Raw genomic sequence first — 20,108 nt, 5'->3', positions numbered from 1 at the left:
CGCCTCCGTGGAGGGAACGACACGTGACAGCTGAGAACGTGCCGGCGGGGCCGGACGCCGAATTCGGCTCCGACCCCGCCGAGTTCGTGCATCAACGCTTCGACAAGCCCCGAGCGCAGGCCGCGATCCGCGAGTTGCTGCTGGCCGCGGGTGAGGATCCGGACCGGGAAGGGCTGCGGGAGACCCCGGAGCGGGTGGCCCGTGCCTACGAGGAACTGTTCACCGGGCTCTACACCGACCCCGACGAGGTGCTGGACCGCACTTTCGACGAGTCGCACGAGGAGCTCGTACTGGTGCGGGACATTCCGATGTACTCGCAGTGCGAGCACCACCTGCTGCCCTTCCACGGCATGGCCCACATCGGCTACATCCCCAACGACCAGGGGAGGGTCACCGGGCTGTCCAAACTGGCGCGGCTGGTCGACCTGTACGCCAAGCGCCCGCAGGTGCAGGAGCGGCTGACCTCGCAGATCGCCGACGCCCTCACCAGGAAGCTGGAGCCGCGCGGGGTCATCGTCGTGGTGGAGGCGGAGCACCTCTGCATGGGGATGCGCGGGGTGCGCAAGGCGGGCTCGGTGACCACCACCTCCGCCGTGCGCGGCGTGTTCCGCTCCTCGGCTTCCTCCCGGTCCGAGGCGTTGTCGTTGATTCGGGGGAAGTGATGCCCGCAGAGCTGCCGAGAGCGTCGCGCTGCCTGGTCATGGGCGTGTTGAACGTGACGCACAACTCCTTCTCGGACGGTGGCAGTTACCTGGACCACGAGGTCGCCGTGGCCCACGGCAAGCACCTGCGGGACCAGGGTGCCGACATCGTCGACGTGGGCGGGGAGTCCACCCGTCCCGGTGCCGAACGCGTGGCGGCCGAGGTCGAGGCGGAACGCGTGCTGCCGGTGGTCCGTGAGCTGTCTCGGGCCGGTGTTCCCGTCAGTGTGGACACCATGCGCGCCGAGATCGCCGTCGCGGCCGTGCGGGAGGGAGCCGTGCTGGTCAACGACGTCTCCGGCGGACTCGCCGATCCGGAGATGGCCGCTGCGGTCGCCGACGCCGGTGTTCCCTGGATCCTCATGCACTGGCGGGGTCACAGCAGGGACATGAACTCCCTGGCCGTGTACACCGACGTGGTGAGCGAGGTGCGGGCGGAGCTGTCCGCCCGTGTCGAGGACGCGCTGGCGGCGGGGGTGTCCGAGGACGCCCTCGTGCTGGACCCGGGGCTCGGTTTCGCCAAGAACGCCGAACACGACTGGCGGCTGCTGCGTGCGTTGGAGACCTTCCTGGACATGGGGCCCGCCGTGCTGGTGGGTGCCTCCCGCAAGCGGTTCCTGGGCAGCGCGCTGGCGGACTCCGCGGGAACTCCCCGCCCCGCCTCCGGCCGGGACGTGGCCACCGCCGCGGTGTCCGCGTTGGCCGCCGAGCGCGGGGCGTGGGCGGTGCGGGTGCATGACGTGCGGGCGTCGCTGGACGCGGTGACGGTGGCCGCCCACTGGCAGCACGGAGGGAGCGAACGTGGCTGACCGGATCACACTCACCGGACTGCGCGTGTTCGGACACCACGGAGTGTTCGAGCGGGAGAAGCGGGACGGTCAGGAGTTCGTCGTGGACATCACGGTGTGGGTCGACCTGGGGGAGGCCGCCGCGAGCGACGACGTGACCGGCACGCTGCACTACGGGGTGCTCGCCGAACGTGCCGCCGCCGTGGTGGCCGGTCCCGCGCGGGACCTGATCGAGACGGTGGCCGCCGAGATTGCCGACGACATCATGACCGACGACAGGCCCCATGCCGCCGAGGTGACGATACACAAACCCTCCGCTCCGATCCCGCTCACCTTCGACGACGTCGCGGTGACCATCCGGCGCTCACGGCGCGGCGGCCGCGGAGGGAGGGCCGTTTCGGCATGAGCAGGGCGGTCCTTTCCCTCGGGTCGAACCTCGGGGACCGGCTCGGTTACCTGCGGCTGGCGGTGCGGGGGTTGTCCGAGGTGCTGGTGGCGACCTCCTCGGTGTACGAGACCGCTCCGTGGGGGGTCACCGATCAGCCCGACTTCCTGAACGCTGTGGTGCTGGTGGACTCCGTCGAGTTCGGGGAGTGGGACTGGTTGCGCCGTGCCCAGCAGCTCGAACAGCGGGCCGAACGGGTTCGCCGGCAGCGGTGGGGACCGCGCACACTGGACGTCGACGTGGTCACTGTGGACGACGTGCGCAGCGACCACCCCGAGTTGTTGCTGCCGCACCCGGGGACGCCGCAGCGGGCCACCGTGCTGGTTCCCTGGGCGGAGATGGACGGTGCCGCCGTGTTACCCGGACACGGTGCTGTTTTCGCGCTGTGCCGGGAACTCCCTCCTGAGGAGGTCGCCGGGGTGCGGAAACGCTCGGATCTGACGTTGTACTGACAACCGTGGCCGCAGCGCGTGGGTCGGGAAGCCGTGCTCGGGTGGGGCACGCCCGAGGCGGGTCCCGGGGTTCGTCGGCGGCGCGGCCGTGTGGGCACGGAGGACGGATGAACTACACCAGGGCCCGAGACCTCGTGGTCGCGGCGTTGATCGCGGCCGTGCTGGTCTACGCCGGAGTGCGGGTGGGCTACGAGGCCCTGCCTCCGTTGCCGCTGGCCGCCGGGGCCACCCTGCTGGTGGTGGCTGTGCTGGAGGTCGTGCTGGCCTTCGCGGTGCGTCCCCGGGCGCAGCACTGGCAGGGGCGGGAGCCGCTCGATCCGATGACGGCCACCCGGATGGTGGCGCTGGCCAAGGCCTCCTCGTTGGCGGGGGCGCTCATGTCCGGCGTGTGGGTGGCGCTGCTGGTGTTCCTGGTGCCGATGTACGCCCGTGTCGAGGTGGCCCGTTCGGACACGGCGGCCGCGCTGGTCGGGTTGGTCAGTGCGGCGGCGTTGATCGCCTCGGGGCTGTGGCTGGAGCGGTGCATGCGCAATCCGGACGAGCCGGAGGAGGACGACACCGAGGACGAATAACACACTTTCGTGTCTTCCGGTGCGGGGTGGGCGCGGAGCGCGGGTACCGATCCGGGGATCCGGAAGGACACTCGGTTGTCCCGCCGCGTGCCCCTCCCGCGAAACGGTGGATTCCCGGGTGGCGGGTGGGCAGGAGTCCCGTTTCGTTGCGTGGCCGTCTCGTGGCGGCCGAGTCCCGTCCGATTTCGAACGGATAAAATCCGGGTACGGTTGGCCGCATGACTGCCCGGACCGATTCGGAAGCTCCGGCGCGAGGTGCTCGAACCACCCTGTTGTGGATCGGTGCGTGTGTCCTGTCCGGCGCGGCGACGTTCGTGCTGGTCCTGGGGGACGATGTCCGGTTGCTGCGTGTGGGCACGATCGCCGCCCTGTGGGCGACCCTGTTGGCGGCGCTGCGGGCGGGACGGCTGCGGGAGCGGGTCCGGGAGCGGGACGAGCTGCTGGACCGCCGCCAACTCGACTACGAACGCGAACTCGAACGCGAGATAGCGGCACGTCGGGAACACGAGGCGGAGACCGAGCAGGAGATCAGGCGGCGCGTGGAGGAACGGGACAACGCCGAGCTCACCGAGCTGCGTTCCGAGGTGCACGAGCTTCGTCGGCTGCTCGAACGTCGTGGAGGTGCCCCCTCCGCCCGGGGGGACGAACGTTTCCGCTCGGAGGGAGAACAGCGCGCGGCGGCGGAGCGTCCGGTCGGTGCGGCTTCCGCGGAATCCGCCTCCCCCGTCGCGGGTGACTCCTCGGCGGGGAGTCCGCCCCGGCAGACGGCCACCGACGGCCCGGTTCCGGCTCCCCCCGGTGGGGGTGAGTCGGTACCGGCGGCCCCGGTGAACCAGCCCCGACTGGTACGACAGCCCCAGGGGCCTCCTCCCCAACGTCCGCCTCGCTTCGTCGGGGCACTTTCCGGGACGGTCACCAACCCCGGATCCGCTGAGCGGGCGCAGCCCCCCGAGCCGCCTTCCCGACCCTCCCCGGAGAGCGGGAGAACCCCTCCACCTTCCCCGGCGGGACCTCCCCGCGCAGGGCGGGAGGCGGAGGCCGGACCCGGCAACGCGACGGGTGGGGGAACGGTTTCCCGTCCCGGCAGACCCGCACCGACTCGGACACCGCCCTCCGGGCCACACCCCCCAGCCGAGAAGGAGGGAACGGAACCCCCGGCTCCGGAGGGAGCGAGACCGACCCCGCCTCGCCCCTCTGGCGGAGCCGCCTCGGGAGGCCGGGGAGATCAACCTCCTGCCGTCCCGCCGCCCGCCCCACCGCCTGGACAGCGGACCTCGGAGGGAGCGGCGGCGTCCGCACAGCCCTCCGCCAACCAGCCGCCTCCCGTTCCGCGGCGGGACGGTGGTTCCGAGTCTTCCGGCGGGGAGAACGCCCCCGCCGGCTCCACCGGCGCACACACCCAGGGAACCTCGGTGGTGGATCTGCTCGCCGCCTACGGCGAGTCCGGTGAGACACGTCGCAGGCGCCGCCGGGAAGAGTGAAACGCGCGGTCTCGAAGGTGCGGTGCGCGGTGTCGGCGTCGCCCCGGGAGGCTTATCGTTTCGTGCGTGTCCCATCCTGATCTCTCGGACGCCCGGAGGACCCAGTCCCACAAGCACCAGGCCGTCGGATGGCCGGTCGCCGGACTGATACTGCTCGGCATGTGCGGGCTGACCATGCTCGGCATCGCGACGGCCCGCATGGGGTACGTGGCCGCGACGGTCGGCGCGCTGGCCGCGTTGCTGCCGGTGGGAGTGGTGTTCGGCGCGATCGTCTGGATCGACCGCTGGGAGCCCGAACCCCCGATGATGCTGCTCGGCGCGTTCCTGTGGGGTGCCGGGGGAGCCACGGCCTGCGCGTTCCTGCTCAACGACGCGATGACCGGTTTCGGCGAGGTGCTGTTCGACGGTTCCTTCGAGGAGCACTTCGCCCTGGTGGTGACCGCCCCCGTCGTGGAGGAGGCGGCGAAGGCGCTGTTCGTGATCGCGCTCTGGATCCGGCGCCGGTCCGAGTTCAACGGCATGGTCGACGGCATCGTCTACGCCGCGCTGACCGCGGCCGGGTTCGCCTTCATCGAGAACATCTTCTACTTCGGCAAGGCTTTCGCCCAGACCGGTCTGGGCGACCTGAGCGGGGGCGTGGTGGCGGTTTTCGTGCTGCGCGGACTTCTCGCGCCGTTCTCGCACCCGTTGTTCAGCGCCATGGTCGGTATCGGGATCGGTATGGCCACCCGGACACGCAACAGGCGGATGAGGGCCGTGTGGCCCACCCTCGGCTTCCTGACCGCGGTGGTGCTGCACGCCGTCTGGAACGGTTCCACCACGCTCGGCGGGGACCGTTTCCTGAACGTCTACTTCGTGATCATGGTGCCCGTCTTCCTGGGGACCGGTTGGTTGGTCGTCTGGCAGCGCCGGAGGGAACAGCGCATCGTGGCCCAGCAGCTTCCCGCCCTGCAACGGGCGGGTCTGATCGTGCCCAGCGAACTGGAACTGCTGGCCAGCCTGTCAGAACGGCGTGGCTGGAAACGCAAGGTGCGGCGCAGCGCCGGTCCCGAGGCGGCCAAGGCGGTGCGGGACTACCAGATAGCCGTCACCGAGCTGGCCTTCCTGCAACACCGGGCCGAACAGGGCAACACCACCAGCGCGGTGCGCCGGAAACGCCGTGAGAAGCTGATCGCGGACCTGAAGGAGGCGCGGCGTTCGGCGAGCGGATCGCCGGACGCGATCCGCACTGCCCACATCAAGCTGGACGAGCTCACCAGGACGAACGTCCGGCGGTCCTCGCGGCGTTGAGCCGGCGGGCCCGACCGGGTGTGGTGTCGGGCACCTTCTCGCCCCCGTTCGCGCCCGGCGGTGCGTGGTTCTCGCCACCCTCGGGGCACACGGGGGTGGTTTCGGCGTTACTCTCGCGGCGCTGTCCGGTACCCGGTACGGGACTGGAACGGTAGGAGGATTGGTTGACGTGTCCGCTGATCGACACGGTACCCGTTCGGAGACCACGGACGGGTTCCTTCCCTCGGACGTGGGGCCCTCACGTCCGCGGTTGCGCGTGGGCGTGATCTCGGCCGGCAGGGTCGGCAGTGTTCTCGGCGCCGCGCTGCACGGGGTGAACCACGAGGTGGGCGCGGTCGCGGCCGTCTCGGACGCGGCTCTGCGACGCGTGGACGAACTGCTTCCCACGGTCCCGGTGCGTGCTCCCGACGAGGTCGCCCGCCAGGCCGACCTGGTTCTGCTGACGGTTCCCGACGACGCCCTGGAGGGGCTGGTGCGCGGGCTCGCCGCGGCCGGATCGCTGCGCTCCGGACAGATCGTGGTGCACACCTCCGGGGCCCACGGTGTGGGGGTGCTCGAACCGGCCGCCCGGCTCGGGGCGCTGCCGGTGGCGCTGCATCCGGCCATGACGTTCACCGGAAAACGGGAGGACCTGGAGCGGCTGGGTACGGCGTGCATGGCCGTGACCGCACGTCCCGACGACGAGGCCGGTTTCAACGTCGGCACCGCACTGGCGGTGGAGATGGGCGCGGACCCGATCCGGATCCCGGAGGAGGCCCGGCAGCTCTACCACGCGGCGTTGACCCACGGGGCGAACCACCTGGTCACCCTCGTCAACGAGTGTGCTCAGCTGCTGCGCTCGGCGGGCATCGAGCACACCGACCGGGTGCTGGGCCCCATTCTCTCCGCGGCGCTGGACAACGCGCTGCGTTACGGGGACCGGGCGTTGACCGGGCCGGTTTCCCGGGGGGACGCGGGGACCGTGCGCGCTCATCTGGAGGTTCTCGAGGAGGCGGAACCGGACACGGTGGCCGGTTACGTGCAGCTTGCCAGGCGCACCGCACAGCGGGCGGTCACTTCCGGGGTGCTTCGCTCGGACGACGCGGTGGGTGTTCACGAGGTACTCGACGGGGGTGGCCGATGAGAACGTCGTCGAACCGGAGCGGTTCGGAGGAGGTCGGTGCGGGGCCGGGGTTCACCCCGCGTGAGCTGACGGTGCACCGGCGGCCCGAGGAGCTCCGCAAGGTGACACGCGCCCTGCGGGCCACCGGACGCAGGATCGTGCTGGTGCCGACGATGGGGGCGTTGCACGAGGGGCATCTGGAGCTGGTCCGGGCGGCCCGCCGTGTGCCCAACAGCGTGACGGTGGTCTCGGTGTTCGTGAACCCGTTGCAGTTCGGTCCCGACGAGGACTTCGACAGCTACCCCCGCCGGCTGGACTCCGACGTGGCGGCGTTGTCCGGGGAGGGGGTCGAGCTCGTCTTCGCTCCCGGGCAGCAGGACCTCTACGGTCCCGATCCGCGGATCACGGTGAGCGCCGGCCGGGCCGGCGACGAGCTGGAGGGGGCCAGCAGGCCGGGCCACTTCGACGGGGTGCTCACCGTGGTGGCGAAGCTGTTCAACATCGTGGGGCCGGATCTGGCCCTGTTCGGCGAGAAGGACTACCAGCAGCTCGTGCTGCTGCGTCGGATGGTTCGCGAACTGGACTTCCCCACCGAGATCCAGGGCATTCCGATCGTGCGGGAGTCGGACGGTCTGGCGCTGTCCTCCCGCAACGCCTATCTCACCGAACGGCAGCGCTCGGCCGCCCTGACACTGTCCGCCGCCCTGACCGCCGGGGCGCACGCGGGGCCGCGCGGGGCCGAGGCGGTGCTGGCCGCCGCGCGGGAGGTGCTGGACACCGAGCCGATGGTGGAGGTGGACTACCTGCAGCTGCGGGACCGTGACCTCGGGCCGCCGCCGGAACGGGGGGAGGCCCGGTTGCTGCTCGCGGCGACGGTGGGAGGGACCAGGCTGTTGGACAACGCGCTGGTGGTGTTGAACGAGTCCGACGCGGTGGCGGGCTAGGGGCGCGGCGTGTTCTCCGTCTCGCCACGCACGGGTGAGTCGACCGTTGCCGTTTCCGGATGTTCCGGGCGGTCTCCGGCACCGGGCCGAGGTCCCGGTGTTCGGGACCGGGAGGGGAGTACCGATGTTTCGTACCATGCTCAAGTCCAAGATCCACCGAGCCACCGTCACCCAGGCGGATCTGCACTACGTCGGCTCGGTGACCATAGACGCGGCGTTGATGGAGGCCGCCGACCTGCTCGACGGTGAGCAGGTCACCATCGTGGACGTGACCAACGGGGCCAGGCTGGAGACCTACGCGATCACCGGTGAGCGGGACTCCGGGGTGCTGGGGATCAACGGGGCGGCCGCGCACCTGGTGCATCCGGGGGATCTGGTGATCCTGATCGCCTACGGGATGATGGACGAGTCGGAGGCCCGCTCCTTCCGTCCCCGGGTGTTGTTCGTGGACTCCGACAACCGTGTCGTCGAGACCGGTGGGGATCCCGGGCACGCCCCCGCCGGTTCGGGGCTGGCCAGTTCGGCCGTTTCCGGGTGACGGCACCCGTCGTGTTCCGGCGTGTCCCCCCCCGTGTGTGGATCCGGGGAGCGCCCGCGTGTCGGTGTCGTGCCGACCGAGTCGAAGGAAGGAAGGCAACGGTGCTGCTCGCGATCGATGTCGGCAACACCAACATCGTGTTGGGACTCTACGAGGACGACCCTGACGACGGTTCCGAGCAGGGATCCGGTTCGGCACGCAGGCCGAAGGCGCGGGCCCGCCTGGTACGGGACTGGCGGATGCGCACCGAGCCGAGGATGACCGCCGACGAGCTGGCCTTCACGATGCGGGGACTGCTCGGGGACTACGCCGACAGGATCACGGGGATCTCCGCGTTGTCGACCGTGCCGACGCTGCTGCGGGAACTGCGCGTGATGCTCGGGCGGAACTGGAGCGAGGTCCCGCGTGTGGTGGTGGAGCCCGGCATCCGTACCGGTGTCCCGTTGTTGGTGGACAACCCCAAGGAGGTGGGGGCCGACCGGGTGATCAACACGTTGGCGGCCCACCACCTGTACTCCACGAACTGCGTGGTGGTGGACTTCGGGACCTCGACCAACATCGACGCGATCTCGGCCAAGGGGGAGTTCCTCGGCGGGGCTTTCGCTCCCGGGGTGGAGATCTCGTTGGACGCCCTCGCCTCCCGTGCCGCCCAGCTGCGCAAGGTGGAGCTGGTCCGGCCGCGTTCGGTGATCGGCAAGAACACCGTGGAGTGCCTGCAGTCGGGTCTGCTCTTCGGCTTCGCCGGTCAGGTGGACGGTCTGGTCCGCAGCATCGTCGCCGAGCTGGAGGAGACGCACGGAGGCCCGACCACGGTGCTGGCCACGGGAGGGCTGGCCCCCTTGGTGATCGGCGAGTCGCAGACGATCTCCCACCACGTTCCCGAACTCACACTGCTCGGGCTGCGGTTGGTCTTCGACCGCAACATGGAGTGATTCCCGCCGGTGGCGGGACCGGTTTCCGAACCCCTCCGGCCGTGGGGGCATCCCCGGGGGCCGTACCCTGGGGAACCGTGAATGACCAGGATCAATCAAGGCGTGTCGACGGAGCCGAGGAGCTGCCGGAACAACTGCGGGTGCGTCGGGAGAAACGGGAGCGCCTCCTGGAGGAGGGCGAGGACCCCTACCCGGTCGCGCTGCCGATCACGCACTCGCTGGCCCAGGTGCGGGCCGCTCACCCGGATCTGCCCGTGGACACCGCGACCGGTGAGCGGGTCGGTGTCGCCGGTCGGGTGATGTTCCTGCGCAACACCGGCAAGCTCTGTTTCGCCACGTTGCGCGGTGGGGACGGTACCGAGCTACAGGCCATGATCAGCCGTAACGAGGTCGGCGAACAGCGGTTGTCCGACTGGAAGGCCGACGTCGACCTGGGGGATCACGTTTTCGTCGCTGGGGAGGTCATCACCTCCCGCCGGGGTGAGCTTTCCGTGCTGGCCGACGAGTGGCGTATGGCGGCCAAGGCACTGCGTCCGCTGCCCGTGGCGCACAAGGAGCTCAACGAGGAGAACAGGGTACGTCAGCGTTACGTGGACCTGCTGGTTCGGCGGCAGGCCGCCGAAACCGTGCGGACCAGGGCCGCGACGCTGCGTTCGTTGCGGCACTCGTTCGACCGGCGCGGTTACCTCGAGGTCGAGACCCCGATGTTGCAGACCCTGCAGGGGGGAGCCGCGGCTCGTCCGTTCGTGACGTACTCGAATGCTTTGGACACGGATCTGTACCTGAGGATCGCCCCGGAGCTGTTCCTCAAGCGGTGTGTCGTCGGTGGGATCGAGAAAGTCTTCGAGATCAACCGCAACTTTCGCAACGAGGGGAGTGATTCTTCCCACTCTCCCGAGTTCGCGATGCTCGAGTTTTACGAGGCTTACTCGGATTACGACGGGATGGCCGAGCTCACCCGGGAACTGATCCAGGAGGCCGCCCAGAGCCTGTTCGGAACTCAGACGGTGACGTGGGCGGACGGCTCGGAGTACGACCTTTCCGGCAGCTGGTCGCACATTACGATGTACGGCTCGCTGTCCGAGGCGCTCGGTTTCGAGGTAACTCCCGAAACCGGGGTGGAAACCCTGCGTAAACACGCCGAAAGCGTCGGTTTGTCCGATCTCGATCCTTCCCACGGCCACGGCAAACTGGTCGAGGAACTCTGGGAACACCTGGTCGGCAACCACCTCTACGAACCCACATTCGTCCGGGACTTCCCGCTGGATACCGCCCCGCTGACCCGGCAGCACCGGCAGCATTCGGGGATGGCGGAGAAATGGGATCTCTACGTCCGTGGTTTCGAACTGGCCACCGGTTACTCGGAGCTGGTCGACCCCGTGGTGGAACGTAGCCGTCTGGAGGAACAGGCGAGGCTGGCCTCCGAGGGAGACGAGGAGGCCATGCCCGTGGACGAGGACTTTCTCCGGGCCCTGGAGTACGGAATGCCGCCGACCGGGGGCGTGGGAATGGGGATCGACCGTCTGTTGATGGCTTTGACGGGTCTCGGGATCCGGGAGACGATACTGTTCCCGCTCGTTCGGCCGGAATGAGGGTTCCGCGGACTTCCGGGCCGGCTCCCTCAAAATTTCTTCGGCGGGGTGAGTGCGGCTCCGGCTTTACTGCGCTAACCTTGCTGACGAGAATGAAACGGTGACGATGTATTCGCGGGGTTGATACCGACTCGGGCTCGCGGGAGGACTTCGGTATTGGCCCGGTTCCCCCGGAACCGGGCTGTACTCCGGAAGTGAGGACATCGTCGCATGAGGGATTGGTCCGGAGAGGAACAAAGAAGATGGCGCAGAAGGTGACCGTCCAGCTGGTGGACGATCTGGACGGTGGAGAAGCCGACGAAACGGTCGAGTTCGCCTTGGACGGCGTCTCTTACACGATCGACCTTTCGAATGAGAATGCGGCTGAGCTGCGTGAGGCGCTGAGCGGGTATCTGGCCAGTGCCCGCCGTTCCGGAGGGCGTAAGAAGCCGGGGCCGAAGAGCGGTTCGACACGGTCGGCTTCCTCTTCCTCGGGAGGCTCCACCAGCGCGGATCGTGAGCAGAACCAGGCAATTCGGGAATGGGCACGCAAGCGTGGCATGAAGGTTTCGGACCGGGGGCGTATCCCGGCCGACATCGTGGCCGAGTACCACAAGGCGCACTGAGCCGACGCGGAAGTCGGTAACGGCTCGGTTCCTCGGGCCGTCCGTGGATCGGACGGACTCGTTCGGGTACCGGGTTCCGTCGGCACCATCCGGCCGTCCTGTCGTGAAGTCGGTTCGGTCCGGGTGCGCCCCCGGCGGACGTCGTGCCACGTCGCCCTCGTGGAGCGCACCCGTACACCTGCGAGGTGTCCGACCCTTCCGCGTCCTTGTGGTGCTTCAGCGTGCGCGGTCCGTGCCGAAAGCGTCGGCGAGGTCGTCCAGGATGGCGTGTGCACCGTGGATGCCCACGGAGGTCATCCAGGTGATGTCGTCGACCTCGTGCACCCGGCCTCGCAGGGTGTCCCACAGCGGATTGGACGTGAATTTCTTTCTGGCTTCTGCGGCCTCTCCCGCCTCGTCCGGGTAGACGGTCAGGAAGATGTGTTCCGCGTCGAGTTCGGGAATCCGTTCCTGGCTCAGGTTCACCGCGATGCCTTCTCCGGTCGGTTGCCCCTCGGGACGGGCCAGTCCGGTGTCCCCCAGCACGAGACCGGGGAAGGAGTCGGCACTGTACAGGCGCACGGTCGGTTCCCCGGCGAAACGCACCACCGACACGGTGGGATTGTGTCCCACCCGTGTGCGGATCTTGTCGCCCACGGCCTTCGCACGTCGCTCGTAGTCGCTCAGCTCACGCTGCGCCTGCCGTTCCTTGCCCAGGGCACGACCGGTCAGGAGCAGGTTCTCCTTCCAGCTGGCCCCGGTGTCCGCGCTGAACACCGTGGGGGCGATCTCGGAGAGCTGGTCGTAGAGCTTCTCGTGGCGGACCTTCGCGGAGAGGATCAGGTCGGGGTCCGTCCCGACGATCCCCTCCAGGGAGGGTTCGCTGAGGCTGCCCACCCGCTGGGCGTCCGCGCCGTGTTCCTCGCGGTCCTCGCCCAGGTAGGCGGGAAGCCCCTTCCTGCCGCCGAAGGTGGTGTAGCCGACCACGTCGGTGCCCAGGGCCATGACCGCGCTCGTGAAGGTCGCGTCGAGTGCGACCACCCGCTTCGGCGTGCCCGTGACCGTGGTCGTGCCCATGGCGTGCTCGACGGTGCGGCTGTCGGCCGAGTCCGCTCCGCTCGACTCCGTCGAGCCCCCGCCGCAGGCGCTCAGTCCGAGGACGGGCAGGGCTCCCGCCGCGGTCAGCGCGGTTCGCAGTAGGTCCCGTCTGCTTCGTGTGATGTCGGGCATCGGTTTTCCTCCCCCGTATGCGTTAATCTTAGGTGGGCCTAACCTAAGTGCGGGTAACCTAAGCGAAGCAGGGGCGGACAGCCAAGGGAGTGGGATGTGAGTCGCAGCTCGGTCGACCGGAACCCGCGGGACCCCGATCCCGACTCGCCCCCCTCCCGGAGTGCTCCGTCCGTTCCGGAAGGGACCGAAGGCGCCACCTCGCTGGAGCGCGTGAGCGCCCGTCGCCGCAGAAGACTGACGGGACTGGCCCTGCTGGCGGCACTGCTGTTGGTCAGTTGCGTGCTGAGCGTCTTCGTCGGAGCCAAGCTCATACCGCCCGAGGCGGTACTGCGAGCCCTGCTGTCCACGACGGACACCGAGAACCATCTGATCGTCTACGAGCTGCGGTTGCCCCGCACCCTCGTGGGAGTGCTGGCGGGATCGGCCCTCGGCCTGGCCGGGGCGCTGATGCAGGGCTACACCAGGAACCCGATCGCCGGGCCCAGCATCCTCGGGATCACCCAGGGCGCGGGACTGGCGGTGGTACTGGCCGTGTTCACCCTGGGGATATCCGGGATGCTCGGTTTCGTCTGGTTCAGCTTCGGCGGAGCCCTGATCAGCGCGCTCGCGGTGTTCGCGATCGGCTCGGTGGGACGGGGCGGCGCCACCCCGGCGGCCCTGGCGCTGGCCGGCGCGGCGATCAGCGCGCTGCTCCAGGCGCTCACCTCGGCGCTGGTGCTGCTGGACCGGCAGAGCATGGACACCTACCGCTTCTGGAAGGTCGGTTCCATCGCGGTCAGCGACATGACCGTCATCCGGCAGGTGCTGCCCTTCGTGCTGCTCGGGATGGTGTTGGGGCTGGCGAGCGCCCCCGGCCTGAACGCGCTCTCCCTCGGTGACGACATGGCCGCGGCCCTCGGGCACAACGTGACGAGATCACGGACCACCGGTGTCGCGGCCATAGCCGTGCTCGTCGGCAGTGCCGTGGCACTGTGCGGCCCGATCAGCTTCGTCGGACTCGTGGTGCCCCACGTGGCCAGATACTTCTCGGGGCCGGACCACCGGTGGCTGTTGCCGTTCGCGGCGCTGACCGGGGCGTGTCTGGTGCTGCTGGCCGACCTGGTCGGGCGGGTGGTCGCCCGGCCCTCGGAGATCCAGGTCGGCGTGATGCTGGCGATGGTCGGTGCCCCGTTCTTCATCGCGCTCGTACGGCGCAGGAGGCTGATGCGACTGTGAAGGCGACGGAGCGGACACCTCCCGCGCGGTCCGCCACGCCCCCGGTTCCGGGGAGAAGACCGCTGCGCCTCGGTCCGGTCTCCACCGTGCTGCGTCCGCGCCCCCTGCTGGCCTTGTTCGGGGGGATACTGGCGCTGCTGGTGGTGTTCTCCTGTGATCTCGCGCTCGGGGACTATCCGATCACCCCACTGGGGGTGCTGCGGACCCTCCTCGGCGGCGGGGACACGGGGGAGAACCTCGTGGTGTTCGAACTGCGCCTGCCGCGAGCCCTGACCGGCCTGTTGGTGGGCGCGGCTCTCGGCCTGGCCGGTGCCATCACTCAGGCGGTGGTGCGCAATCCGCTGGCCAGCCCGGACCTGCTCGGGATCACCGCCGGAGCCGGAGCCGCGGCCACGGCCGTGATCGTCGCCGGAGGAGCCCTCGGCGGTGTCAGCGGCCTCGTCGCCGCTCTCGGGGTTCCCGTGGTCGCGCTGTTCGGCGGTGTGGGCACCGGACTGCTCGTCGCGCTGCTGGCCTATCGCAACGGTGTCGACTCGTTCCGGCTGGTACTGGTGGGCATCGGGATGAACACCCTGATGGTCAACGCCACCCTGTGGCTGCTGACCGCCGGTGAGGTCCAGGACGCGGGAAGGGCGATGGTGTGGCTGACCGGAAGCCTGAACGCCCGCGGCTGGGAGAACGTCGTTCCCGTCGGGCTGGCCCTGGCCGTGCTGGTGCCGCTCGCGCTGGTCGGTGCCCACGTGCTCGGGGCGTTGCAGTTCGACGACGACACCATGCGCGAACTGGGGATCCGGGTCACGGCCGCCCGGGCGGCCATGCTGCTCGGGGCGACCGTGCTCGCCTCCCTGGCGACCTCGGCGGCGGGGCCCATCGCCTTCGTGGCCCTGTCCGTTCCCCAGATAGCTCTGCGCCTGGCCGCCACGTCACGTCCGCCCCTGGTGATCTCGATGGTGCTGGGGGCGACGTTGGTGGTCGGTTCGGATCTGATCGCACGCACGATGTTCGGCTCGCTGGAGCTGCCGGTCGGTGTGGTCACGGCGGCACTCGGCGCGCCCTACCTGATCTATTTGCTCGTTCGCCGGTACCGGGAGGTGCGGACATGACCGCCTCACAGGTCGGAGCCACCGCCGTGTCGGAAAGTGGGGGTGCCCAGGCCCCCGAGGGGGAGTCGTCGCGGTTACGCGCCCGCGGCGTTTCCCTGGCCTACGGTGAGCGGGTCGTGGTGGACGGACTGGACCTGGACGTCCTCGACGGCGGCATCACCGGAGTGATCGGGCCGAACGGCTGCGGGAAGTCCACCCTGCTGCGTGCGTTGGGACGACTGTTGCAGCCCCGCAGCGGGAGCGTGCTGCTCGACGGCAAGCGGATCCACCGGATGTCGACCAAGGAGGTCGCCCGCAGCCTGGGGATGCTGCCCCAGTCCCCGGTGGCCCCGGAGGGACTGTGCGTGGCCGACCTGGTGGCCAGGGGGAGGCATCCGCACCAGACCTGGTACCGCCAGTGGTCCTCCGACGACGAGCGGGCGGTGGCCGAGGCCCTCGAACTCACCGGCATCGGGGACCTGGCCGAGCGGTCCGTGGACGAGCTCTCCGGTGGACAGCGGCAGCGGGCCTGGCTGTCCATGGCGCTGGCCCAGCGGACGGACCTGTTGCTGCTGGACGAGCCGACCACCTATCTGGACCTGTCCCACCAGGTGGATGTGCTGGAGTTGATCGGTCGGCTGCACGCCGAGAGCGGGCGGACGGTGGTCATGGTGCTGCACGACCTCAACTTCGCCGCACGCTACGCGGACCGTCTGGTGGCCATGTCCGCCGGACGCGTGGCCGCCGAGGGGCCTCCCCACGAGGTGATCACCGAGAGCCTGCTCGCCGAGGTCTTCGACCTTCGGGCACGTGTGATTCCGGATCCGGTGACGGGTACCCCCATGGTGGTTCCACTCGGTGGGCGCCGCCCCCGGGGGTCCGACGGGCCGAGCGAGGAGGAGGACACTGGGCCGAACGAGTGACACGGTGGGTACGCAGGGGGTTGTTCGCGCTCGGCGGACACCGCGCACCGGTTTGTTTCCGGCTGGAATGTCGCAGTTCAGCGGGCTGTTAGGCACAGTGAATTAAGCGTTGTCGACAAGAGGGCTGTGAGCCGGACCGGCCCTGAACGGGCCGGGGCTACTAGAGTGGAGCTCAGAGTGCTGAACCCATCGCGGGCATGGGCGTGAGCAGGAGCCGTGCCCGGTACGAGACCGCCGGCGCAGCAGTCAGGGAGTGCGAATGTTCGAGAGGTTCACCGACCGCGCGAGGCGGGTGGTTGTCCTGGCCCAGGAGGAGGCCAGGATGCTCAACCACAACTACATCGGCACCGAGCACATTCTCCTGGGTCTGATCCACGAGGGTGAGGGTGTCGCCGCCAAGGCGCTGGAATCGTTGGGTATCGCCCTGGAGGGCGTACGCCAGCAGGTCGAAGAGATCATCGGCCAGGGCCAGCAGGCCCCCAGTGGCCACATCCCCTTCACCCCGAGGGCCAAGAAGGTTCTGGAGCTGTCGCTGCGCGAGGCTCTCCAGCTCGGGCACAACTACATCGGCACCGAGCACATCCTGCTCGGGCTGATCCGGGAGGGCGAGGGCGTCGCCGCCCAGGTGCTGGTCAAGCTCGGCGCCGATCTCAACCGGGTCCGCCAGCAGGTCCTGCAGCTGCTGTCCGGCTACCAGGGCAAGGAACCGGCCGAGGCTGGCGGTCGCAGCGAGGGCACTCCGTCCTCCTCGCTGGTACTGGACCAGTTCGGCCGCAACCTCACCCAGAGCGCCCGCGAGTCGAAACTCGATCCCGTGATCGGCAGGGACACCGAGATCGAGCGCATCATGCAGGTGCTGTCCCGGCGCACCAAGAACAACCCCGTGCTGATCGGCGAGGCCGGTGTCGGCAAGACGGCGGTCGTCGAGGGGCTGGCCCAGAAGATCGTCAAGGGCGAGGTGCCCGAGACGCTGAAGGAGAAACAGCTCTACACACTCGACCTGGGCTCGCTGGTCGCCGGTTCGCGCTACCGTGGTGACTTCGAGGAGCGCCTGAAGAAGGTGCTCAAGGAGATCAAGACGCGGGGCGACATCATCCTGTTCATCGACGAGATCCACACCCTCGTCGGTGCGGGAGCCGCGGAGGGCGCCATCGACGCCGCCAGCATCCTCAAGCCGATGTTGGCGCGTGGTGAGTTGCAGACCATCGGTGCCACCACCCTGGAGGAGTACCGCAAGAACGTGGAGAAGGACGCGGCGCTCGAGCGCCGTTTCCAGCCGATCCAGGTCGGTGAACCCTCCCTCGAACACGCCGTGGAGATCCTCAAGGGGCTGCGGGACCGCTACGAGGCCCACCACCGGGTCTCCATCACCGACTCCGCGCTGTCCGCCGCGGCGAGCCTGGCCGACCGCTACATCAACGACCGGTACCTGCCGGACAAGGCGATCGACCTGCTCGACGAGGCCGGTGCGCGGATGCGTATCCGGAGGATGACCGCTCCGCCGGACCTGCGGGAGTACGACGAGAAGATCGCCGAGGTCCGTCGGGACAAGGAGTCCTCGATCGACGGCCAGGACTTCGAGCGCGCCGCGCGCCTGCGGGACGAGGAGAAGCAGCTCATCGCCCAGAAGGAGGAGCGCGAGGCGCAGTGGAAGGCCGGTGACCTCGACGTCGTCGCCGAGGTCGACGACGAGCAGATCGCCGAGGTGCTGGCGAACTGGACCGGTATCCCGGTGTTCCGCCTCACCGAGGAGGAGACCTCCAGGCTGCTGCGCATGGAGGAGGAGCTGCACAAGAGGATCATCGGGCAGGACGACGCGGTCCGGGCCGTCTCCCAGGCGATCCGTCGCACCCGTGCCGGACTGAAGGACCCGCAGCGGCCCTCCGGTTCGTTCATCTTCGCCGGCCCCTCCGGTGTCGGTAAGACCGAGCTGTCCAAGTCGCTGGCCGAGTTCCTCTTCGGCGACGACGACGCGCTGGTGCAGATCGACATGGGTGAGTACCACGACCGCTACACGGCCTCGCGGCTGTTCGGTGCTCCCCCGGGATACGTCGGTTACGAGGAGGGCGGCCAGCTCACCGAGAAGGTCCGGCGCAAGCCGTTCTCCGTGGTGTTGTTCGACGAGATCGAGAAGGCGCACCACGAGATCTACAACACGCTGTTGCAGGTGCTGGAGGACGGCAGGCTCACCGACGGACAGGGTCGTGTCGTCGACTTCAAGAACACGGTGCTGATCTTCACCTCCAACCTCGGTACTTCGGACATCTCGAAGGCCGTCGGCCTCGGTTTCTCCTCGGGGAGTCAGCAGGACTCCAACTACGAGCGGATGAAGGCCAAGGTCAACGAGGAGATGAAGAAGCACTTCCGGCCCGAGTTCCTCAACCGGATCGACGACGTGATCGTCTTCCACCAGCTGACCGAGGAAGAGATCATCCGGATGGTCGACCTGCTCATCGGCCGGGTGGAAACCGCGCTGAAGAGCAAGGACATGTCCATCGAGCTGACCTCCAAGGCCAAGAAGCTGGTGGCCAAGAGGGGCTTCGACCCGGTGCTGGGTGCGCGGCCGCTGCGGCGCACCATCCAGCACGAGATCGAGGACAAGCTCTCCGAGAAGATCCTGTTCGGTGAGGTCGAACCCGGTCAGATCGTGATCGTCGACGTCGAGGGCTGGGACGACGAGGAAGGCCCGGACGACGACGCCCAGTTCGTCTTCCGCGGGGAGAGCAAGCCCTCCACCGTCCCGGACGCCCCGCCGGTCGACCTGGCCGGTTCCTCGGGGAACTCCTCGGGAGGCACCACCTCGAACCAGGACGACCAGTCGGAGGGGCCCACCTCCTCCGAGTGAGTGGTTCGGATGAGTTCCGTTGCGGGCCCCGCTCCTTCGCCCGAAGGAGCGGGGCCTTTCACCGTTCGGGAGTCCCCAGGGCCGGAGTCGGAGGGATCTCTCGACGGTGAGAAGGCTGTGCACCCCGGATCCGGGGGTGCTCTGTCAGGATGTGCGGTGTGATGTCCGGCGGGGAACCGTTGACGGACTCGTGGGAGAACCGGGTCGGTCGGGCGCTGCACGTTCCGGTGCTGACGGCTGCGGCCGTCTCGGTCCCCGCCGTGTTCCTGGCCCGGTTGGACGGGCCCGTGGGGGCGGCCGGTTCGGTGTTGAACTGGTTGTCGATGCTGGTGCTCACCACCGAGTCGGTGCTGCTCTTCTGGGCGAGCGAGAACCGGCTGCGCTGGTTGCGCACCCACTGGTGGATGGTGCTCGTCTCGCTGTTGACGATCCCGGCTGTGGTTTTCGCCTTCGGTCCGGCCCAGGTGCTGCGACTGGTCCGGCTGGTCGCGGCGGTTCAGCTCGTCCGCGTCGTCCGGTTGGTGAAGGTGGCCCGGGTGGTGCACGAGCGGGTCGGTGTTCTCGGAGCGGCGCGCTACGTGCTGTTGGCGGGAGTGCTGGTGGCGGCGGCCGTGCTGTTGGCGATCGTGCTGGCCGACGAGACGAGTCTGACCCGGCGTACGTTGGATGCGGTGGTGCAGCGGTGGGGTTGGCCGACTCTGCTCGGTGCCCTCCTGCTGTTCGTGACCGCGATCGGTGGGGCCGTCACGTGGCTGCGACGACGTCGTGTCGGTTGAGGTGGCGGAGTTGTCCGTCGCGGATCTCCGGTCGGAACCGCTGCGTGTGTCCGAACGAGGAGCTTCGTGGTGCCTCGGGTGTGAAGCCACCACGGACAACCGAATTCGTTTCGCGGAATAAACCGGAGCTGACCTGGTGTTTTGTCGATTGCCGGGGGGTGGGTGCGAGTGGTTCTCCGGGAGTGTGTAGAGTGTTTGTCCGTCAGGCGGTCAGGCCGCTTGGCGGTGTTCCGGGGTCCGGTTGGACCGGGAGCACGGTGGTAACCGAATAGCTGTTGTGGTGCCCGTGTGATGCTCGGCGTGCTGTCGGGCGGTGCCAACCCCCCTGGTTGGGGGAACGGTGCGGGGGTGCTACAATGGTTGACGCTCGGATGCCGGGGACGAAGTCCCGGTACTCGGGAAGCCCACGGTGGTGGGTGTGTTCTTTGAGAATTCAACAGTGCCCTGTTTTGTGTGCGTGTGGGGCCCGTGTGGGTCTTGTGGTTTTTTTGAGTGTTTGTTGCTGGGGTTTTTTCTCTGGTTGTTTGTTGGAGAGTTTGATCCTGGCTCAGGACGAACGCTGACGGCGCGCTTCACACATGCAAGTCGAACGCTCGCACCCCGTGTGCTTTCCCCT

Annotated in this window: 19 protein-coding genes; 18 read left to right on the top strand and 1 reads right to left on the bottom strand. The window is 68.8% G+C overall.

Features of this window, described 5'->3' with window-relative positions:
* The first annotated feature begins 38 nt into the window (after positions 1–38).
* From folE to CEP50_RS15605, 13 genes are all read left to right on the top strand, one after another.
* Positions 39–662, top strand: a complete 624-nt coding sequence (gene folE / locus CEP50_RS15665; protein WP_106114695.1) for a GTP cyclohydrolase I FolE — start codon at positions 39–41, stop codon at positions 660–662.
* Positions 662–1,510: a dihydropteroate synthase gene (gene folP / locus CEP50_RS15660; RefSeq protein WP_258175304.1), complete on the top strand. Its 849-nt coding sequence runs from the start codon at positions 662–664 to the stop codon at positions 1,508–1,510. Before folE ends, folP begins: the two co-directional genes overlap by 1 nt.
* Positions 1,503–1,895: a dihydroneopterin aldolase gene (gene folB / locus CEP50_RS15655; RefSeq protein ID WP_019855827.1), complete on the top strand. Its 393-nt coding sequence runs from the start codon at positions 1,503–1,505 to the stop codon at positions 1,893–1,895. The genes folP and folB overlap by 8 nt, the downstream gene beginning before the upstream one ends.
* Entirely contained in the window at positions 1,892–2,386 is a 495-nt protein-coding gene (folK, locus tag CEP50_RS15650) for a 2-amino-4-hydroxy-6-hydroxymethyldihydropteridine diphosphokinase (protein ID WP_106114693.1), read from the top strand. The genes folB and folK overlap by 4 nt, the downstream gene beginning before the upstream one ends.
* Positions 2,387–2,493: 107 nt before the next feature.
* A complete protein-coding gene (locus CEP50_RS15645) occupies positions 2,494–2,958 on the top strand; it encodes a DUF3180 domain-containing protein (RefSeq protein ID WP_106114692.1) in 465 nt (154 codons plus the stop codon).
* 218 nt (positions 2,959–3,176) lie between these two features.
* Complete coding sequence (locus CEP50_RS15640; RefSeq protein WP_146134817.1) at positions 3,177–4,439, top strand: DUF6779 domain-containing protein; 1,263 nt, start codon at positions 3,177–3,179, stop codon at positions 4,437–4,439.
* Positions 4,440–4,505: 66 nt separating this feature from the next.
* Complete coding sequence (locus CEP50_RS15635; RefSeq protein WP_106114690.1) at positions 4,506–5,729, top strand: PrsW family intramembrane metalloprotease; 1,224 nt, start codon at positions 4,506–4,508, stop codon at positions 5,727–5,729.
* A gap of 169 nt (positions 5,730–5,898) precedes the next feature.
* Entirely contained in the window at positions 5,899–6,852 is a 954-nt protein-coding gene (locus CEP50_RS15630) for a Rossmann-like and DUF2520 domain-containing protein (protein WP_219905508.1), read from the top strand.
* On the top strand, positions 6,849–7,775 hold the full coding sequence (gene panC, locus CEP50_RS15625; protein ID WP_106114689.1) for a pantoate--beta-alanine ligase: 927 nt from the start codon (positions 6,849–6,851) through the stop codon (positions 7,773–7,775). The genes CEP50_RS15630 and panC overlap by 4 nt, the downstream gene beginning before the upstream one ends.
* Before the next feature lie 124 nt (positions 7,776–7,899).
* The gene (panD, locus tag CEP50_RS15620; RefSeq protein ID WP_019855820.1) at positions 7,900–8,313 is read left to right on the top strand and encodes an aspartate 1-decarboxylase; all 414 of its coding nucleotides are present in this window, start codon (positions 7,900–7,902) and stop codon (positions 8,311–8,313) included.
* 101 nt (positions 8,314–8,414) lie between these two features.
* Entirely contained in the window at positions 8,415–9,245 is an 831-nt protein-coding gene (locus CEP50_RS15615) for a type III pantothenate kinase (protein WP_019855819.1), read from the top strand.
* A 77-nt stretch (positions 9,246–9,322) separates the two neighbouring features.
* Positions 9,323–10,837, top strand: a complete 1,515-nt coding sequence (gene lysS / locus CEP50_RS15610; RefSeq protein WP_106114711.1) for a lysine--tRNA ligase — start codon at positions 9,323–9,325, stop codon at positions 10,835–10,837.
* A gap of 242 nt (positions 10,838–11,079) precedes the next feature.
* Entirely contained in the window at positions 11,080–11,442 is a 363-nt protein-coding gene (locus CEP50_RS15605; protein ID WP_019855817.1) for a histone-like nucleoid-structuring protein Lsr2, read from the top strand.
* 216 nt (positions 11,443–11,658) lie between these two features.
* On the opposite strand, the gene CEP50_RS15600 is transcribed toward CEP50_RS15605, so the two are convergent.
* Positions 11,659–12,651, bottom strand: a complete 993-nt coding sequence (locus tag CEP50_RS15600; protein ID WP_106114688.1) for an ABC transporter substrate-binding protein — start codon at positions 12,649–12,651, stop codon at positions 11,659–11,661.
* A gap of 96 nt (positions 12,652–12,747) precedes the next feature.
* Between CEP50_RS15600 and CEP50_RS15595 the strand changes: the two genes are divergently transcribed.
* The 5 genes from CEP50_RS15595 to CEP50_RS15575 all read left to right on the top strand — a co-directional run bounded on the left by CEP50_RS15595 (position 12,748) and on the right by CEP50_RS15575 (position 19,492).
* Complete coding sequence (locus tag CEP50_RS15595) at positions 12,748–13,866, top strand: FecCD family ABC transporter permease (RefSeq protein ID WP_106114687.1); 1,119 nt, start codon at positions 12,748–12,750, stop codon at positions 13,864–13,866.
* A complete protein-coding gene (locus CEP50_RS15590; RefSeq protein ID WP_106114686.1) occupies positions 13,863–14,969 on the top strand; it encodes a FecCD family ABC transporter permease in 1,107 nt (368 codons plus the stop codon). Before CEP50_RS15595 ends, CEP50_RS15590 begins: the two co-directional genes overlap by 4 nt.
* On the top strand, positions 14,966–15,871 hold the full coding sequence (locus CEP50_RS15585; RefSeq protein ID WP_181188412.1) for an ABC transporter ATP-binding protein: 906 nt from the start codon (positions 14,966–14,968) through the stop codon (positions 15,869–15,871). The genes CEP50_RS15590 and CEP50_RS15585 overlap by 4 nt, the downstream gene beginning before the upstream one ends.
* Before the next feature lie 259 nt (positions 15,872–16,130).
* Positions 16,131–18,716, top strand: a complete 2,586-nt coding sequence (locus tag CEP50_RS15580) for an ATP-dependent Clp protease ATP-binding subunit (protein ID WP_019855812.1) — start codon at positions 16,131–16,133, stop codon at positions 18,714–18,716.
* Between the two features lie 161 nt (positions 18,717–18,877).
* Positions 18,878–19,492 (top strand): hypothetical protein, encoded by a 615-nt coding sequence (locus CEP50_RS15575; RefSeq protein ID WP_106114685.1) that lies wholly within the window; start codon positions 18,878–18,880, stop codon positions 19,490–19,492.
* Positions 19,493–20,108: the final 616 nt, after the last annotated feature.

The organism is Actinopolyspora mortivallis (assembly GCF_003001495.1).
GTDB lineage: Bacteria > Actinomycetota > Actinomycetes > Mycobacteriales > Pseudonocardiaceae > Actinopolyspora > Actinopolyspora mortivallis_A.
The sequence above is the reverse complement of the archived record's forward strand: the minus strand, read 5'-3'. Positions and strand labels throughout refer to the sequence as shown.

Bases quoted from the DNA above. Each gene is read 5' to 3' on its own strand.
- folP (WP_258175304.1), top strand. From the start codon at position 662: ATGCCCGCAGAGCTGCCGAGAGCGTCGCGCTGCCTGGTCATGGGCGTG.
- folK (WP_106114693.1), top strand. From the start codon at position 1,892: ATGAGCAGGGCGGTCCTTTCCCTCGGGTCGAACCTCGGGGACCGGCTC.
- CEP50_RS15645 (WP_106114692.1), top strand. From the start codon at position 2,494: ATGAACTACACCAGGGCCCGAGACCTCGTGGTCGCGGCGTTGATCGCG.
- CEP50_RS15640 (WP_146134817.1), top strand. From the start codon at position 3,177: ATGACTGCCCGGACCGATTCGGAAGCTCCGGCGCGAGGTGCTCGAACC.
- panC (WP_106114689.1), top strand. From the start codon at position 6,849: ATGAGAACGTCGTCGAACCGGAGCGGTTCGGAGGAGGTCGGTGCGGGG.
- panD (WP_019855820.1), top strand. From the start codon at position 7,900: ATGTTTCGTACCATGCTCAAGTCCAAGATCCACCGAGCCACCGTCACC.
- CEP50_RS15605 (WP_019855817.1), top strand. From the start codon at position 11,080: ATGGCGCAGAAGGTGACCGTCCAGCTGGTGGACGATCTGGACGGTGGA.
- CEP50_RS15600 (WP_106114688.1), bottom strand. From the start codon at position 12,651: ATGCCCGACATCACACGAAGCAGACGGGACCTACTGCGAACCGCGCTG.
- CEP50_RS15585 (WP_181188412.1), top strand. From the start codon at position 14,966: ATGACCGCCTCACAGGTCGGAGCCACCGCCGTGTCGGAAAGTGGGGGT.
- CEP50_RS15580 (WP_019855812.1), top strand. From the start codon at position 16,131: ATGTTCGAGAGGTTCACCGACCGCGCGAGGCGGGTGGTTGTCCTGGCC.
- CEP50_RS15575 (WP_106114685.1), top strand. From the start codon at position 18,878: ATGTCCGGCGGGGAACCGTTGACGGACTCGTGGGAGAACCGGGTCGGT.